Raw genomic sequence first — 15,077 nt, forward strand, 5'->3', positions numbered from 1 at the left:
GACGGTTGAGTCTCATGGGTTTTGGGACGGTTGGGAGCGGGGTGAGCGGGGTGGCCTGCTGATGATTCCGTTGGGTGGTTTGGAAGCGTTGATGGTGGCCCGGCTGTGGGTCTGGGCCTGGGTGGGCTGGGGCCAGGGGATCGCGGCGAAGTGTGTTCCGGCCTGGTCGTAGAGGTCCAGGCGGGTGGGGTACTGGCGGAACTCGATTGTCTGGCCGGCCATGAAGGATCCGACGTAGATGATGCGGCCTTTGTAGGTCACGGTCCCGTTGCTCAGGGACTGTCTGCTGGTGATGGTGGGGTCGGTGCTGGCAGCCTGCGGCAGGCTCAGCGGCACAGGCCCGGATAGCGCGTCAAGGTTGATTGGGGAGGGATTGGGCAGGGCCCGGGGGACCTGGTGCCACACGCGTATGGGGGTTATGGATATTCCCAGCCCCTGGTGCTGGCGCTCGGTGTTGTAGTAGGCGGTGAAGTGCACCAGTCCGGCGTTTAGGTCCTCCAGGGTGGTGTAGGGGTGCGCTGCCAGCCACAGCTGGAGGGGCTTATGGGAGCTTTCGACCTTGCCCTGGGTCTGTGGGTGACCGATGGCGCCGCTGATCGGACGGATCCCCAGGCTGGCCAGCCACCTCTCTGTCCGCCCGAATCCGGTGGTGCGGTGAGTGTTGAAGGCCCTGCCGTTGTCGGTCAGGATGGCTGCGGGCCGCCCCCAGGAGTCGAACGCCTCGGACAGGATCTGGCGTGTGGCCTCATGCGTCTCCCCGCCCCAGGCCGCCTTGAGCGCCACCAGCACCCTGGAGCAGTCATCGATGACCTGGTAGATGGTCACCGCACGCCCCTGGATACTCCACTCGATACCGTCCAGCTGCCACAGCTCGTTAGCGCTGGTACGCGTGAACCGCTTGAAAGACACCCGCGGGCGCTTGCGTGGCGCCGGGACCACCAGCCCCATGGCCCGCATGCGCCTGGCAATAGTCGCCCGCGACGGGGCCGGGTTTGCCCCCGCCCCGGACAGCACCCACCACACCGACCACGGACCCGCATCCTTCCCGTCGGCAACCAGCTCCCGGCGTACCTGGGCGATACGCTCATCAACCCGCTCATCCCAACGGCGCGCCGGGTGCAGCGGCGCCCTGGAACGGGCGACCAGCGCCGCCCCCGGCCCCTCCTGCTTGGCCCGCTTACGGATCCGGTAGAACGAGGACTTCGAGACCCCCACCTGCCGGCAGAACTCCTCCACGCTCACACCCGCAACCCGCGAGTCGAACTCAATGATGCGCTGACGCTTGAACGGCGAAACTGCATAGCCCATCCCCCAACCCAACCCCACCCAGGGCCTCCCAGAATCTCACGACTTCTGACACTCCCAGATGTCATGAGATCCAACAGTCCCAGAAGTCATGAGACATCACAGTACCTTTCGGCGACGCTACGTACCCCTACTGTACGAACCGTCACCGTGGGGTACGAATCGTCGACCGGAACGTACGAACCGTCGCCACGAGGTACGAACCGTCACCCCGAGTTACGAACCGCCAACTGGAACACCAACCAGAACATACGAACCGTCGTGCCGACATACGAACCACCGCGCCAGCACAGCCCCGAACACCAACTGCCACTCCCCGCACGCCACCTAGGTAGGGGCCGCAGAAACCGGACAGGCACAGCTTCACCTGAGCATCGGCGCGCACCCCCGTTGGCAGCGCCCACCGGTCCTTGACCCGGTCGTGCAGGGCCGCGCCACCGGGCTTCAGGGTGCCGTCGGCGCGGGCGTGACGGCGACCGGCGTGGTGAGCACGCGGCCCTCGCCGACCACGCGGCGCGCACCGGTGATCTCAACCGCGAGCGGGTCCAACCGGTCCTCACTGCTGGTGCCGGCGGCGAGCAGGATCTGGCCGGGTTCGACAATGCGCCGGTGGTCGACGCCGGTGAAGGAGGTGCGGTCGGCGTGCACTGTGAAGGTGACGCGCTTGGACTCCCGCGCCTCCAGGTCCACCTTGGCGAAGCCGATGAGGACCTTCAGCGGGCGCACCACCTCGGCCACCGGGTCGGATAGGTACAGCTGGACGACTTCGGCCCCGGGGCGGTCGGAGGTATTGGTGACCGTGACCGCGTAGTCGACCTGGCCGTCGGCGTCCATCTGGGCGGCGGAGACGGCGGGGCCGGTGAGCGCGAAGGCCGAGTAGCTGAGCCCGTAGCCGAAGGGGTACAGCGGGGTGGGGTCCAGGTTGGAGATGCCGTCGGCGTGCCAGGCGAGTGGTGCCGCCAGGTAGGTGCCCGGCTGGCCGCCACGGCCATTCGGAATGGCGACGGGCAGCCGCCCGGAGGGGTTGATGGCACCGGTGAGCACGCCGACAATGGCGTCGGCGCCCTCCACGCCAGGCATGAAGGCCTGCACGATGGCGGCGCAGCGATCGGCGTACTCCCCCAGCGCGTAGGGGCGCCCGGTGACCAGCACCAGCACGGTGGGGGTGCCGGTAGCCAGCACCGCCTCCAGCAGCTCGCCCTGGCGTCCGGGCAGGCCCAGGTCGACGACGTCGCAGCCCTCCCCGGAGGTCCCCCGCCGAAGAGCCCGGCGATGTCCCCGAGGGCGACGATGGCGACGTCGGCGGCCGCGGCGGCGGCGACAGCAGCATCGAAGTCCTCCGTGCGCCCATCGATGAAGCCGACGCCCTGGTGGAAGGCGGCTTCGCCCGGGTGGGCGGCACCCAGCGCGGTGGGCAGGTCGCGGATGTCCAGTCCCGTGGTGCGGCCGCCGTCGCGGCTTAGCACATGGTTGGGGAAGGAGTAGCAGCCCAGGAAGGAGCGCACGTCCTCCCATACCGGACCGGACACGGCCACGCTCGCATCGGGGTTCAGCGGCAGCACGCCGTCGTTCTTCAGCAGAATCACGGACTCCTCGGCCATCGCGCGGGCGACGGCCCGGTTGCCGGGCGAGTCGAGGTCGCGGTCCGCCTCGACGCCGGTGGTCGGGTCCCAGTCGGCGTCAAGCAGGCCCAGCTCGGCCTTCTGGGTCAGCACCCGTGCCACGGCGGTGTCGAGCTCGGTCTCGGTTAGCAGGCTGGCGTCCAGGGCGGCCTCCAGGTGGGAGTAGCAGGTGGTCTCCGGCAGCTCCACGTCCAGTCCGGCACGCACCGCGAGCGCGGCGGCGTGGGCGTAGTCCCCGGCCACGTGGTGCATGGCCTGGAGGAAGCGCACCGACCAGTAGTCGGAGACCACGGTGCCGGTAAAGCCCCAGCGCTCGCGCAGCACCTGCGTGAGCAGGTGGCGGGAGGCTGCCACGGGCTCGCCGTCGATGTCGGAGTATGAGTTCATCACGCTGGCGACGCCGCCCTCGCGTACAGCCATCTCGAAGGGAGGCAGCATGATGTCCTCCAGCTCGCGCGTGCCCATGGACACCGGCGCGTGGTTGCGGCCGGCCTTCGAGGCCGGATAGGCGACGAAGTGCTTGAGGGTGGCGTGCACTCCCTGGGCCTGCAGGCCGCGCACGTAGGCGGTGCCGAGCGTGCCCACCAGGTAGGGGTCCTCCCCGCAGGTCTCCTCCACGCGCCCCCACCGGTAGTCGCGCACCACGTCCAGCAGCGGCGCCAGGCCCTGGTGGACGCCGACGGCGTGCAGGTCGGCACCGATGCGCCGCGCCATCTGCTCCACGAGTGCTGGGCGCCAGGTGGCGCCCCAGGCGATGGCGGCCGGGTATACGGTCGCCCCCAGCGCGGTGAAGCCGGTCAGGCACTCCTCGTGGGCGATGGCCGGGATGCCGAAGGCGTTGCGGGATACGACCTCGCGTTGGAGCCGTGCCAGCTTGGCGGTGCCGTCCGCGACGCTTACGGGGTCCGTGCCGTAGATGCGGGTCAGGTGGCCCAGTCCGCCATCGATACTCTCCCCCCATCCCTGGCGCCCTACCGCGAACGCGTCGGCCATGGGGCCACCTGGTGAGCGGTGTCCGCGGGGCCCGCCTGGCCGTCGAGTTCTCCGGCGCCGGCGGGTTCCGGTGCGGGGACGGACTCTTCCTCATTGCGCTCCCAGAAGGAGGCGAGCTGGTGGATCTTCTCCCGCCGGCTCATGGCCGCTAAGAGGGCGGTGGCACGCTCGTGCGCGGGCAGGGAGGTGTTGTTCCAGGTGTTCACGGTTGGCTCCAGGTTGCGGTGGTTGACGGTCGGCCCCGGGTCAGCCCTTGACGGCGCCGGTCAGGCCGCCGACGATGCGGCGCTCGAACAGGCTGAAGACCACGAGGGCGGGGATCATGGACAGTGAGGTGAAGGCCAGGACCTGCGCGGTGTTGACCGAGTGCTCGGAGGCGAAGGCCTGCACCCCCAGCGGGAGGGTGTACTTGGAGTGGTCGGTCAGGATGAACAGCGGAAGCATGTAGGAGTTCCACGAGCCGACGAAGGTCAGGATGCCGGTGGTGACCACGCCGGGCGCGGACAGCGGCACGACCACGCGCCAGAAGAACCCCATGCGCCCGCAGCCGTCCAGGGAGGCCGCCTCCTCCAGCTCCTTGGGGATGGCGCGCAGGAAGGGCACCAGGATGATGACCGTCTGCGGCAGGGCAAAAGCGATGCCGGGGATGATGATGCCGGCCAGGGAGTTCATCATGCCCAGGTTCTTGATCAAGATGTACAGCGGCGTGATGGCCACGGTCATGGGGAACATGAGTCCCGCCGCGAACAGCATGTACAGCGCGCTGCCGCCCTTGAAGGGGTAGCGGGCGATCACGAAGCTGACCATCAGCCCCAGCGTTACGGTGCCGATGGTGCCGCAGGCGGCGGCGATGGTGGAGTTGCCGACCTGCAGCCAGAAACCGGAGCTGGTCAGCACCACCCGGTAGTTGTCCACCACCCAGGGGTCGGGCAGGCCGGCGGGATCGGCGGTGATCTGGGAATTGTTGCGGAATCCGCCGAGGATCACGTAGGCGACCGGGGCGAGCAGGGCGGCGATCACCAGCGCTGCCACCAGGTAGACCGCGGGGCTGGCCCATTCGGGCTTGGGCTTGGCGGCGCGCCCACGGCGGTACTTGGCGCCGGCCGCGGACTCGGCGGGGGCCAGGGGCTTGAGGGACGTTACGGCGGCGGTCATCGGCTGCTCCCGGTCAGTGCGCCCTCGGTGTCGCGGCGCAGGACGAATCGCTGATAGGTCAGGGCGATCACCAGGGAGATCAAGAACAGCACCACGGCGACCGCGTTGCCGTAGCCGTAGTTGCCGCTCATGCGTCCGTTGACCACCATGTAGGTGGCCATGGTGGAGGTGCCCGCGGTGGAGGAGATGTACTGCCCCCAGATGATGTAGACCAGGTCGAACAGCTGCAGGGAGCCGATGATCGACAGGAAGCCCCACATGCGCATGGTCGGTCCCAGCAGGGGGATGGTGATCTTGCGCTGGATCTGCCAGTAGGAGGCGCCGTCGACCTTGGCGGCCTCGGTCAGCTCCTCGGGGATGCCCTGCATGCCCGCCAGGAAGATGATGACGGCGAATCCGGCGTACTTCCAGGTCAGGATGAACAGCAGGACGGTCAGTGCCGTCTTGGGGTTGGAGATCCAGTCATTGGCGAGCGCCCCGAGCCCGAGCTTGCGCAGCATGCCGTTCACGGCGCCGTCGGTCTGCAGCATCAGCCCCCAGGCGGTGCCCGCGATGACCTCGGAGATCACGTAGGGGATGAAGATGAGAACGCGGATGAGCGACTGCCCGCGCATCTTCTTGTTCAGCAGCAGCGCCAGCAGCAGGGCGAAGGGGCCCTGCAGGGCAAGTGAACCTACCACGACGATGGCGTTGTGCCGCAGCACGTTGTGGAACTCGGGGTCGGTGAGGATGGTGCGGTAATTGTCGAAGCCGACGAAGTTGGTGGGGACGCCGAAGCCCTTCCACTTGAAGAAGCCGTAGTAGGCGGCCATGATCACCGGCAGGATGACGAAGGTCAGGAACAGGATGACGGCCGGGGCGGACAGGGCGGTGATCTCCACCCGGTCCCGCCAGGACAGGGCGCTGGGGCTCTTCCTCTTGACTCTCCGCCTGGCGACGGCGCCGGCACCGCTGACAGGCGCCGAGCTTGCAGCTGTTGTCATTGTGCTGGTCTCGTTTCGTGGGTTGGCCGCGGCGCGCCCGGGCGCGTGCGGGGCGCGCCGCGGCCTGCTGGTTGGGAAGTTGGGTGCGGACTATTCCTTGGCGGCGGCCGCGGTCATCGCGTTGACGATGCCCTGGGCGTCGCCCTTGCCCGCCAGCATGTCGACGACGGCGACGTTGAGCGCGTTGCCGATGTTCTGCCCCAGGGAGGTGTCCAGCCACACCTGGGAGTAGGCGGCGTCATTGTTGGCCTCCACCTGCGGCAGCAGCGCCTCCTGAGTGATCACGTCCTGCGCCTTCTCGTTTACGGGGATGGTCTCGAAGGCGTCGGCGTAGGCCTCCTGACGCTCCTCGCTCATGAAGAAGTTGAGGAACTCGGCGCACAGCTCCGCCGGGGCGGTGGAGGAGCAGGCGTAGCCGTCAACGCCGCCCATGATGGCGGTGGGGTCGCCCGCGCCGCCCTCTACGGCCGGGAAGGGGAACCAGCGCAGGTCGGGCAGCGGCTCCTCGTCCGGGGTCAGTGAGGCGATGACGCCGACGTTCCAGGTGCCCATGAGCTCCATGGCGGCCTGGTGGTTGGCCACCATGCCCGCCGAGGAGCCGGCACCCTGCTGGGCGGAGGTGGTCAGGAATCCGCTGTTGAAGGGCTCCGTGGCGGCGAAGTCCGCCAGGTCCTCGCCGGCGTCCACCCAGCACTGGTCGGAGAAGTCCAGCTCGGACAGCGAGGACTCCAGCACCTCCTGGCTGCACTCGCGCAGGGCGAAGAAGTAGTACCAGTGAGCCGCCGGCCACGCATCCTTGGCCCCAGGGCGATCGGGGAGGTGCCGGATTCCTTGAGCTTGGCTACGGCGTCGGACAGCTCCTCCATGGTGGTGGGCGCCGCGGTGATGCCGGCGGCCTGGAACAGGTCCTGGGAGTAGTAGATGCCGCCGGGCTGGAGCGAGGTGGGCATGGCATAGATGCCGTCATCCACCGTGTAGGCGGAGAAGGCGCCCTCGGGGACGTCGGCCGCCACGGACTGATCGATCATGCCGGAGATGTCCAGGACCAGGCCGGCCTCCACCATGTCGCGGAGCTTGCCGCCACCGCGCGCGAGGAAGACGTCGGGGCCCTCGCCGGCGTTCTGGGCGGTCTGGAGCTTGCCGTCCAGGTCCTCGTTCTGGATGGCCTGCACCTCCACGGTTACGCCCTCGTGGGAGGCCTCGAAGTCAGCGGCGATGGTCTCCCAGTACTCCGAGCCGGGGCCGGTGGTGGCGTTGTGCCACAGGGTGAGGGTGTTATCGTCACTGCTCGCGCCGGATCCTGCGCCGCATGCGGCCAGCGCCAGCGAGGCGGTCAGCACGCCGGCCAACACTGCGGCGACGCGGCGGCGGTAACGTTCCGGTTGGGGGCGGTGTGCGCTGAGCTTCATCATTGAAACCTCCAGGTACGGCCGCGTCCGATCAGGCTGATCGAAATATTTCGCGAATCCGTCTGACACATTTAGTATAGCGGCGCACATTATCGTGTCAACTGCCGTCGCCGCCGGCCTCCAACCACCCCTCCACTGTCAACCACACACGCACCCCAAGGAGCTGCCATGGCCCACTTCGACCTGCCGCTGGCCGAGCTGGAGGACTACTCCCCCGAACTGCCCGAGCCGGAAGACTTCGACGCCTTCTGGGCGCGCACGCTCGCACACAACCCCTTCGACCCCGACGGCGTCAGTTCCGCCCCCGTGACGACGCCGCTGCGCACCCACCGGGTCCAGGACGTCACCTTCGGCGGTTACGCCGGGGATCCCATCCGCGCCTGGCTGATCACCCCGGCCGACCAGTCCGTACCGCTGCCCGCCGTCGTCGAGTTCCTCGGCATGGGCGGGGGCCGCGGCCTGCCACAGGACAACCTGGCGTGGGCGGCCGCCGGCTACGCCCACCTGGTGATGGACACCCGCGGGCAGGGCTCGCACTGGGGCTCTGGAGGCGAAACTCCCGACCCGCACGGCACGGGCCCGGCCGCGGCCGGCTTCGCCACCCACGGACTGCAGTCACCCGAGGAATACCTGTACCGGCGGCTGTTCGTGGACGCCCACCACGCCGTTGAGGCCGCCGCGGCCCTGCCGGAGGTGGATGCCGCCCGCATCGCTGTCACCGGCGTCTCGCAGGGAGGGGGCCTGGCCATCGCCGCGGCCGCCCTGAACCACCGCGTCATTGCCGCCATGCCGGACGTGCCGTTCATGTGCGCCCTACCCCGCGCCCTCGGGCTGACGGATGACCCGCCCTACGCCGATATTGCCGGCTTCCTGGCCGTGCACCGTGACCAGGAAGCGCAGGTGCGCCACACGCTCGCCTACTTCGACTGCGCCGTGCTGGGGGCGCGGGCGACCTGCCCGGCCCTTTTCTCCACCGGGCTGATGGACACCACCTGCCCGCCTTCGACCGTCTTCGCGGCGCGCAACCGGTGGGGCCGGGCAGGCAGCGCGGACCCGGCGCGGCCGGAGATCCGGGTCTACCCGTTCAACGGCCACGAGGGCGGCGAGTCCTACCAGTGGCGCGAGCAGGTCGCCTGGCTCGCAGCGGTGCGCCGGGGCCGCCGGTAGTGCTGCTAGCCTCCGCATACACGGCGGGCTCCAGCGGCCCTGAGGGGAGGAAGACGTGGAACCTCGGCAGCGAGTGACCCTGGACGACGTCGCTGCGGCGGCCGGCGTTTCCAAGTCGGCCGCCTCCAAGGCACTGAACAACCGCGCCGACGTCTCCGCCGCCACGCGTGAGCGCGTCCTGGCCGCCAGCGAGGACCTGGGCTACGTGCGCCCGGAGACAACGCCGTCCCGCACCTACCGGCCGATCGCGATTGTCTCCGACGACCTCGCCACCGCCTACACCATCGAAGTACTCAAAGGAGCCGCGACCGCCGCGCTCGACGCCGGAGTCGCCCTGCACACCACCTACACGCCCGAGCCGGCCGAGCGCGCGTACCCGGTGCCCTTCGAACCGGAGTGGTTCACGCTGCTGAAGGCCACCGACTACCTCGGCCTGATCGTGCTGACCTCCCCGCTCACCCGTGAGCAGCACGCCAGCGCCAGGCGCATCGGCCTGCCAGTGGTGCTGATCGACCCCTCCGGCGAGCAGGAGCGCGGCATCGCCTCCATCGGCGCGACCAACTGGAACGGCGGGGTGGACGCCACCGAGTACCTGATCGGGCTCGGACATGAACGGATCGCCCTGGTGGGCGGGCCCGCGGACTCGGTGCCCGCGCGCGAACGCCACCAGGGGTACCTGTCCGCCTTGCAGATGCACTCGCTGGCGACGCGCCCGGAGCTGGTCTCCTCCGGTCCGTACACCTACGAGGCCGGACTGCGCCAGGGGCGGCGCCTGCTGGCGCTGCCGGAGGGGAGCGTCCGACCGCGGTCTTCGCCGCCTCGGACACCACCGCGCTGGGCATCTACGAGGCGGTTCGTGAGGCCGGGCTGCGCATCCCGGAGGACTTCAGCGTGGTCGGCTTCGACGACACGGAGATGGCCGGCTGGGCAGCGCCGCGGCTCACGACGGTGCGTCAGCCGCTGTTCCGCATGGGGCAGGAGGCCGTCCGCATGATCGTGGACAACCACCACGGCCGCCCCATGCTGACCACCACGCCCGTGCGGCTGAGCACCCGCCTGGTCGTCCGAGACTCCGCGGCGCCGCCCCGGTAGCGGGGCCCGGCTTGCCACCGCGGGCGGTGGTGAGCCGGTGTCGCCCCACCACCACCCGCGTTTCGGGCCGATCGCTGCGGCGCGCCGCCTAGGCGGTCACGGCACGGCGCTTGTTCAGTAGGTCGAAGGCGACGGCGCCGAGCACCACCAGTCCCTTGATGGCCTGCTGGTAGTCGATGCCCACGCCCAGCAGGGACATGCCGTTGTTCATCACGGCCATGACCAGGCCACCGACGATGGCGCCGACGACGGTGCCCACGCCGCCGGTGACCGCTGCCCCGCCGATGAAGCAGGCGGCGATGGCATCCAGCTCAAAACCCTGCCCCGCCTTGGGTCCGGCCATATTGAGCCTGGAGGTGAAGATGATGCCGGCCAATGCGCACAGCACCCCGTTGTTGACGAACACCCAGAAGCGGACCCAGGGGACCTTGACGCCGGACAGGGCCGCCGCCTCCTTGTTGCCGCCGATCGCGTAGATCTGCCGGCCAATGACAGTGCGCCCGGCCACGAAGGAGTAGATCAGGATCAGCGCCGCCAAGATGATCAGCACGTAGGGCGTGCCCTTGTAGGTGGCGATCTTCCAGGCGAAGGCCATACCGATGATGCAGACCACCACGATGCGGCCGATCCACAGGCCGCGCGAGGTCACCGGCACCTCGTTGGCGATGGAACGGCGCCGGTTGCGCACCTCGGAGAACACATACGCGGCGAGCGCGATGGCCACCAGCAGCAGCGTGAATACGTCATATCCGTAGCCGCCGAGCAAGCCGTTGAGGTATCCCGAGGAGATCTCCCGGAATCCGCCGGGGAACGGGGAGATCGACAGGTTGTGCAGCACGATCATGGTCAGGCCGCGGAAGATGAGCATGCCGGCCAGCGTGACGATGAAAGCGGGGATTCCTACGAAGGCAATCCAGAATCCCTGCCAGACTCCGACCAGCAGGCCGGTGAGCAGCGCGGCAACCACGCCCATCCACCAGGGCATGCCGTGGTTGACGGTCACGACCCCGGCCACCGCGCCGGTCAGCGCCACCACCGAGCCGACCGAGAGGTCGATGTCCGCCATCAGGATGGCGAAGAGCATGCCGATCGCCAGGACCAGTACATAGGCGTTCTGCACGATGATGTTGGAGACGTTCTGGGAGGAGAGGATCTGGCCGTTAGTGGCGACGGCGAAGAAGGCGATGATTACCACCAGGGCCACGGCCAGGCCGCCCTGCCGCAGGTTCGTGCGCAGAGCGCCCGCGAGCGCTGAAAGTGTATTTGACATTAGGCTTCCTTGATTTGAGTCATGTAACGCATGAGGGTCTCCTGGGTGGCGTCTTTGCGCTCCAGGTCGGCGGTGACGCGCCCTGCCGACAACGCGTAGATGCGATCGCAGATGCCCAGGAGCTCGGGCAGCTCCGAGGAGATGACCAGTACCGCCTTGCCCGCGTCCGCGAGCTGGTTGATGATCTGGTAGATCTCATACTTGGCGCCGACGTCGATGCCGCGGGTGGGCTCATCGAGGATGAGTACGTCCGGCTCGGCGGCCACCCACTTGGCGAGCACGACCTTCTGCTGGTTGCCTCCCGACAGCCCGCCGACGACGGACTCGATGGTGGGGGCCTTGACCGCCATCTGGCCGCACAGCTCGGTGACGACGGCTCGCTCCCGGTGCAGGTCCAGCACGCCGCGCTGGGAGAACCGGCGCGGGGATGCCGAGGACACGTTGCGCCTGATCGACTCGATGAGGTTCAGGCCGTAGCGCTTGCGGTCCTCCGAGACGTAGGCGATGCCGTTGGCGATCGCCGAGGCCACGTCCTTGATCTCGATCTCGCGGCCGTCCTTGAGGACCCTGCCGCTGATGTCGCTGCCCCAGGAGCGCCCGAACAGGCTCATGGCCAGCTCGGTGCGCCCGGCGCCCATGAGCCCGGCCAGTCCGACTATCTCACCGTGCCTGAGCACCAGGTCGGCGGCGTCGACAACGGTGCGCGACGGATCCGCGGGGTGGTGCACGGTCCAGCCCTCGAGCCGCAGCGCCTCGTCGGCAATGTGCGGGATGTGATCGGGGAATCGCTGGTCCAGTGTGCGGCCCACCATGAGGCGGATGATCTCGTCCTCGTCGACTCCGCCCTCGCGGTGCATGTCGAGCGTGGCGATGGTGTGCCCGTCGCGGATGATCGTCGTGGAGTCGGCGATCTGCCTGATCTCACCGAGCTTGTGGGAGATCATGATGCAGGTGATCCCGCGCTCCTTGAGCTGCCGCATGAGGTCGAGCAGGTGGGCGGAGTCGTCGTCGTTGAGGGCGGCGGTGGGCTCGTCCAGGATGAGCAGGCGCACGTCCTTGGACAGGGCCTTGGCGATCTCCACCAGCTGCTGCTTGCCCACGCCGATGTCCTGGATGCGCGTGGCCGGGTTCTCCGCCAGCCCCACGCGGGCCATGATCTTCTGCGCCTCGGTATTCGTGCGGTGCCAGTCGATGACGCCGCGGGAGGAGCGCTCATTGCCCAGGAAGATGTTCTCGGCGATGGACAGGAAGGGGCTGAGCGTGAGTTCCTGGTGGATGATCGCGATCCCCGCGCTCTCCGACGCCTTGATGTCGGAGAAGCTGACTTCCTGGCCGTCGAGCAGGATCTGCCCCTCGTAGGTGCCGTGCGGGTGCACGCCGGACAGCACCTTCATCAGGGTCGACTTGCCTGCCCCGTTCTCCCCGCAGATGGCGTGGATCTCGCCGCGCCTGACCGCGAAGTTGACGTCATCCAGTGCCACCACTCCGGGGAAGCGCTTGGTGATGCCGCGCATCTCAAGAATGTTGTCAGCCGCCATGGTGGTTCCCCGTTCCCCGCGCCGTTGCACTCCAGCCGGCGCGACCGCTGAAGGCGATGGAGGTCACTTGAGCTCGTCCTCGGTGATGTAGCCGGTGTCGATCAGCGAGCTGCGGACGTTGTCCTGGGTGATGATCTCGGACTTGAGCAGGTAGGAGGGGACGACTTTCACGCCGTTGTCGTAGGTCTCGGTGTCATTGACCTCCGGCTCCTGGCCGCCGAGCACCGCGACCGCCATCTGCACGGCGGCGTCGGCCAGTTCGCGGGTGTCCTTGAAGATGGTGGAGTACTGCTCCCCCGCCATGATGGACTTGATTCCCGCTACCTCGGCGTCCTGGCCGGTGACCGTGGGATAGGGCTGGGAGTCGGTGCCGTAGCCGGCGCCCTTGAGGGCCCCGAGGATCCCGATTGACATCGAGTCCAGGGGCGATAGCACGCCGTCAACCCGGCTGCCGTCGGAGTAGGTGGAGGTGATCAGGTTGTCCATGCGGGACTGCGCGGTGGCGGCGTCCCAGCGCATGGTGGCCACGGTGTCGAAGGACGTCTGGCCGGACTTGACTGCAATCACGCCGCTTTCGATATAGGGCTGGATCACGTCCATGGCGCCGTTGAAGAAGAACGGGGAGTTGTTGTCATCCGGGGAGCCGCCGAACAGCTCGATGTTGTAGGGCTTGTCCGGCTTTACGCCGGCGTCCTCGCCGTCGGCATTGAGAATGCCCATGCCGATGAGCAGGGAGGTGCCCATCTGGGTGCCGACGTCGTAGTTGTCGAAGCTGGTGTAGTAGCTGACGTTCTCGTTGTCGCGGATGAGCCGGTCATAGGAGATGACCGGAATCCCGGCCTCACCGGCGGAGTCCAGCTGCCCGGACAGCGCCGTGCCGTCAATGGGCGCGATGATGAGCAGGTTCACGCCCTGAGTGATCATGTTGTCGATCTGGTTGGTCTGCGTGGGGATGTCATCCTCCGCGAACTGCAGGTCCACGTTGTAGCCCAGCTCCTCCAGCTGGGCCTTGATGTTGGAGCCGTCCTTGATCCAGCGCTCGGATGACTTGGTGGGCATGGCGACGCCGATCTTGATGTCCGCGGCCGCCTTGCCCGCGGTGTCGCTGCCGGAGCCGCCGCCGGCGCCGCCTCCGCCGCATGCGGCCAGCGCCAGTGCCAGGGCCGTGCCCACTCCCCCTGCGAGCGCGGTACGACGGGAGAAAGCAGGGATGCGGGATCGGGACATGGTGGGTCTCCTCCTTGAGATCGTTCGGTGGCCCGGAGCGCCGGTCCTCGGCACAACAGCCAAGCAGGCCACTCGTTCTAGTGTGAACGTTCACTTCCCGCGTGTCAACTCCCGCCGCACCCGAACCACATCTGCTTGCTAAACAACAAGAATCAGCCACTCACGCCGAGGGTACGCGCGCGCTCGCCTCGTGAACCTTCACCCGCGTCGGCGCCCTGACCGCGTCATTGGCGGCCGGCCACGGCCCGCCTCAGCAGCTGGAGCGCCGCACCCGCAGAGTCGGGGAGATCGAGTGAGTAGCCCCCGCCTCGCCGTTGATGGCGCGCAGGATCACCTCCATGCACAGCACCCCCAGCTCGTCGAAGGGCTGGCGCACCGAGGTCAGCGGCGGGGAGAAGAATGCCGTCCCCGCCGTGTCATCGAAGCCCGCCACCGCAACGTCCTCGGGCACGCGCACGCCCTGGTCGCGCAGTGCCGCCAACATGCCCAGCGCCATGAGGTCGTTGGCGCAGAAGACGGCGTCGGGCAGGCCGCGGGCCACCATCTGGGCGCCGACCTCATATCCGCGCTCGGCGCTCCAGTCCCCCGCCAGCACTGCCGGCACCTCCCGGCCGGCGTCCTCCAGGCACGAGCGCCAGCCGCGGGCGCGGGCCTGCGCGTCGTACCAGTCCTGTGGGCCCGCCAGGTGGGCGATGGACTCACGGCCGTGTCCCAGCAGGTGCCTCACTGCCATGCGTGCACCCAGTTCCTGGTCCACCGAGACCACGTGGATGCGCTCGCTCGGCGCCAGGCCGTCCGCCACGACGACGAGCGGGACCGCCCGGGCGACCCGTTCGGCGGAGGTGGCGATCCAGGTCTGCGGGGCGACGGCGATAATGCCGTCCACCCCCCGCTCGACCAGGAAGTTGAAGACGTCGCGGATCTCCTTCTCCGCGTCGTCGGCCTCGCGCTGGAGGGCGGTGACGAGGGTGGCGTAGCCGGCCTGCCGGGCAGCGACTTCGATGGCGGCGGTGGTGGCTGCGGGCCCCTGGAAGTGGGAGCCGGTGGTGACTACGCCGATCATGCGGGTGGAGTCGGTAACCAGGGCGCGGGCGGCCATGTTGGGCCGGTAGCCGAGCTGGTCGATGGCGGCCCGGACCTTCGCCAGGGTGGCGGGGCGGACGGACTCGGGGCGGTTGATAACCCGGGAGACGGTCTGGTGGGAGACGCCGGCCAGCCGGGCGACGTCCATCATTCCCGGGCGTCGCCCGGCCGCCGCGGACGTCGCCGCGGCGGGTTCGGGCCGGGAGGGCTGCTCAGTCATTGCGTGCGCCCCC

The 15,077-nt window shown here is 68.6% G+C and carries 13 protein-coding genes and 3 pseudogenes; 3 read left to right on the forward strand and 13 right to left on the reverse strand.

Features of this window, described 5'->3' with window-relative positions; translation table 11 throughout:
* Positions 1-12: 12 nt before the first annotated feature.
* From CWT12_RS10770 to CWT12_RS14400, 9 genes and pseudogenes are all read right to left on the reverse strand, one after another.
* Positions 13-1,308: a DDE-type integrase/transposase/recombinase gene (locus CWT12_RS10770; RefSeq protein ID WP_161924795.1), complete on the reverse strand. Its 1,296-nt coding sequence runs from the start codon at positions 1,306-1,308 to the stop codon at positions 13-15.
* A gap of 441 nt (positions 1,309-1,749) precedes the next feature.
* Positions 1,750-2,031, reverse strand: coding sequence for a fibronectin type III-like domain-contianing protein (locus CWT12_RS13495; protein ID WP_202616356.1), 282 nt, complete (start codon positions 2,029-2,031; stop codon positions 1,750-1,752).
* 210 nt (positions 2,032-2,241) lie between these two features.
* Positions 2,242-2,820: pseudogene (locus tag CWT12_RS14740) on the reverse strand (glycoside hydrolase family 3 protein); the annotation flags it as partial.
* Positions 2,821-3,023: 203 nt separating this feature from the next.
* Positions 3,024-3,920: pseudogene (locus CWT12_RS14745) on the reverse strand (glycoside hydrolase family 3 protein); the annotation flags it as partial.
* Positions 3,899-4,126 carry a hypothetical protein gene (locus tag CWT12_RS10780; RefSeq protein ID WP_161924796.1) on the reverse strand — a complete coding sequence of 76 codons (228 nt, stop codon included), beginning with the start codon at positions 4,124-4,126 and terminating at the stop codon, positions 3,899-3,901. The pseudogene CWT12_RS14745 and the gene CWT12_RS10780, both read right to left, overlap by 22 nt.
* 40 nt (positions 4,127-4,166) lie before the next feature.
* A complete protein-coding gene (locus tag CWT12_RS14390; protein WP_161924797.1) occupies positions 4,167-5,075 on the reverse strand; it encodes a carbohydrate ABC transporter permease in 909 nt (302 codons plus the stop codon).
* Positions 5,072-6,058, reverse strand: a complete 987-nt coding sequence (locus tag CWT12_RS10790; protein WP_161924798.1) for a carbohydrate ABC transporter permease — start codon at positions 6,056-6,058, stop codon at positions 5,072-5,074. The genes CWT12_RS14390 and CWT12_RS10790 overlap by 4 nt, the downstream gene beginning before the upstream one ends.
* Before the next feature lie 90 nt (positions 6,059-6,148).
* On the reverse strand, positions 6,149-6,793 hold the full coding sequence (locus CWT12_RS14395) for an extracellular solute-binding protein (RefSeq protein WP_202616203.1): 645 nt from the start codon (positions 6,791-6,793) through the stop codon (positions 6,149-6,151).
* Complete coding sequence (locus CWT12_RS14400; protein ID WP_202616204.1) at positions 6,682-7,470, reverse strand: ABC transporter substrate-binding protein; 789 nt, start codon at positions 7,468-7,470, stop codon at positions 6,682-6,684. The genes CWT12_RS14395 and CWT12_RS14400 overlap by 112 nt, the downstream gene beginning before the upstream one ends.
* 165 nt (positions 7,471-7,635) lie before the next feature.
* Between CWT12_RS14400 and CWT12_RS10800 the strand changes: the two genes are divergently transcribed.
* The 3 genes and pseudogenes from CWT12_RS10800 (at position 7,636) to CWT12_RS14575 (ending at position 9,726) form a co-directional block, all read left to right on the forward strand.
* Positions 7,636-8,634: an acetylxylan esterase gene (locus CWT12_RS10800; RefSeq protein WP_161924799.1), complete on the forward strand. Its 999-nt coding sequence runs from the start codon at positions 7,636-7,638 to the stop codon at positions 8,632-8,634.
* 73 nt (positions 8,635-8,707) lie between these two features.
* Positions 8,708-9,376, forward strand: a pseudogene (locus CWT12_RS10805) (LacI family DNA-binding transcriptional regulator); the annotation flags it as partial.
* Between the two features lie 98 nt (positions 9,377-9,474).
* Positions 9,475-9,726, forward strand: coding sequence for a substrate-binding domain-containing protein (locus CWT12_RS14575; RefSeq protein ID WP_337247927.1), 252 nt, complete (start codon positions 9,475-9,477; stop codon positions 9,724-9,726).
* An 88-nt stretch (positions 9,727-9,814) separates the two neighbouring features.
* Here CWT12_RS14575 and mmsB read toward each other — a convergent pair whose 3' ends face one another.
* The 4 genes from mmsB to CWT12_RS10825 all read right to left on the reverse strand — a co-directional run bounded on the left by mmsB (position 9,815) and on the right by CWT12_RS10825 (position 15,064).
* Entirely contained in the window at positions 9,815-10,996 is a 1,182-nt protein-coding gene (gene mmsB / locus CWT12_RS10810; protein WP_161924800.1) for a multiple monosaccharide ABC transporter permease, read from the reverse strand.
* On the reverse strand, positions 10,996-12,534 hold the full coding sequence (gene mmsA, locus CWT12_RS10815; protein WP_161924801.1) for a multiple monosaccharide ABC transporter ATP-binding protein: 1,539 nt from the start codon (positions 12,532-12,534) through the stop codon (positions 10,996-10,998). The genes mmsB and mmsA overlap by 1 nt, the downstream gene beginning before the upstream one ends.
* 63 nt (positions 12,535-12,597) lie before the next feature.
* On the reverse strand, positions 12,598-13,761 hold the full coding sequence (gene chvE / locus CWT12_RS10820) for a multiple monosaccharide ABC transporter substrate-binding protein (protein WP_161924802.1): 1,164 nt from the start codon (positions 13,759-13,761) through the stop codon (positions 12,598-12,600).
* Between the two features lie 250 nt (positions 13,762-14,011).
* Positions 14,012-15,064, reverse strand: a complete 1,053-nt coding sequence (locus CWT12_RS10825) for a LacI family DNA-binding transcriptional regulator (RefSeq protein WP_237564157.1) — start codon at positions 15,062-15,064, stop codon at positions 14,012-14,014.
* Between the last annotated feature and the right edge of the window lie 13 nt (positions 15,065-15,077).

Source organism: Actinomyces sp. 432 (assembly GCF_009930875.1).
In the GTDB taxonomy this organism is placed as follows: Bacteria; Actinomycetota; Actinomycetes; order Actinomycetales; family Actinomycetaceae; genus Actinomyces.

Coding starts and splice junctions, on each gene's coding strand:
- CWT12_RS10770 (WP_161924795.1), bottom strand. CDS start 1,308: ATGGGCTATGCAGTTTCGCCGTTCAAGCGTCAGCGCATCATTGAGTTC.
- CWT12_RS14390 (WP_161924797.1), bottom strand. CDS start 5,075: ATGACCGCCGCCGTAACGTCCCTCAAGCCCCTGGCCCCCGCCGAGTCC.
- CWT12_RS10790 (WP_161924798.1), bottom strand. CDS start 6,058: ATGACAACAGCTGCAAGCTCGGCGCCTGTCAGCGGTGCCGGCGCCGTC.
- CWT12_RS14400 (WP_202616204.1), bottom strand. CDS start 7,470: ATGATGAAGCTCAGCGCACACCGCCCCCAACCGGAACGTTACCGCCGC.
- CWT12_RS10800 (WP_161924799.1), top strand. CDS start 7,636: ATGGCCCACTTCGACCTGCCGCTGGCCGAGCTGGAGGACTACTCCCCC.
- mmsB (WP_161924800.1), bottom strand. CDS start 10,996: ATGTCAAATACACTTTCAGCGCTCGCGGGCGCTCTGCGCACGAACCTG.
- mmsA (WP_161924801.1), bottom strand. CDS start 12,534: ATGGCGGCTGACAACATTCTTGAGATGCGCGGCATCACCAAGCGCTTC.
- chvE (WP_161924802.1), bottom strand. CDS start 13,761: ATGTCCCGATCCCGCATCCCTGCTTTCTCCCGTCGTACCGCGCTCGCA.
- CWT12_RS10825 (WP_237564157.1), bottom strand. CDS start 15,064: ATGACTGAGCAGCCCTCCCGGCCCGAACCCGCCGCGGCGACGTCCGCG.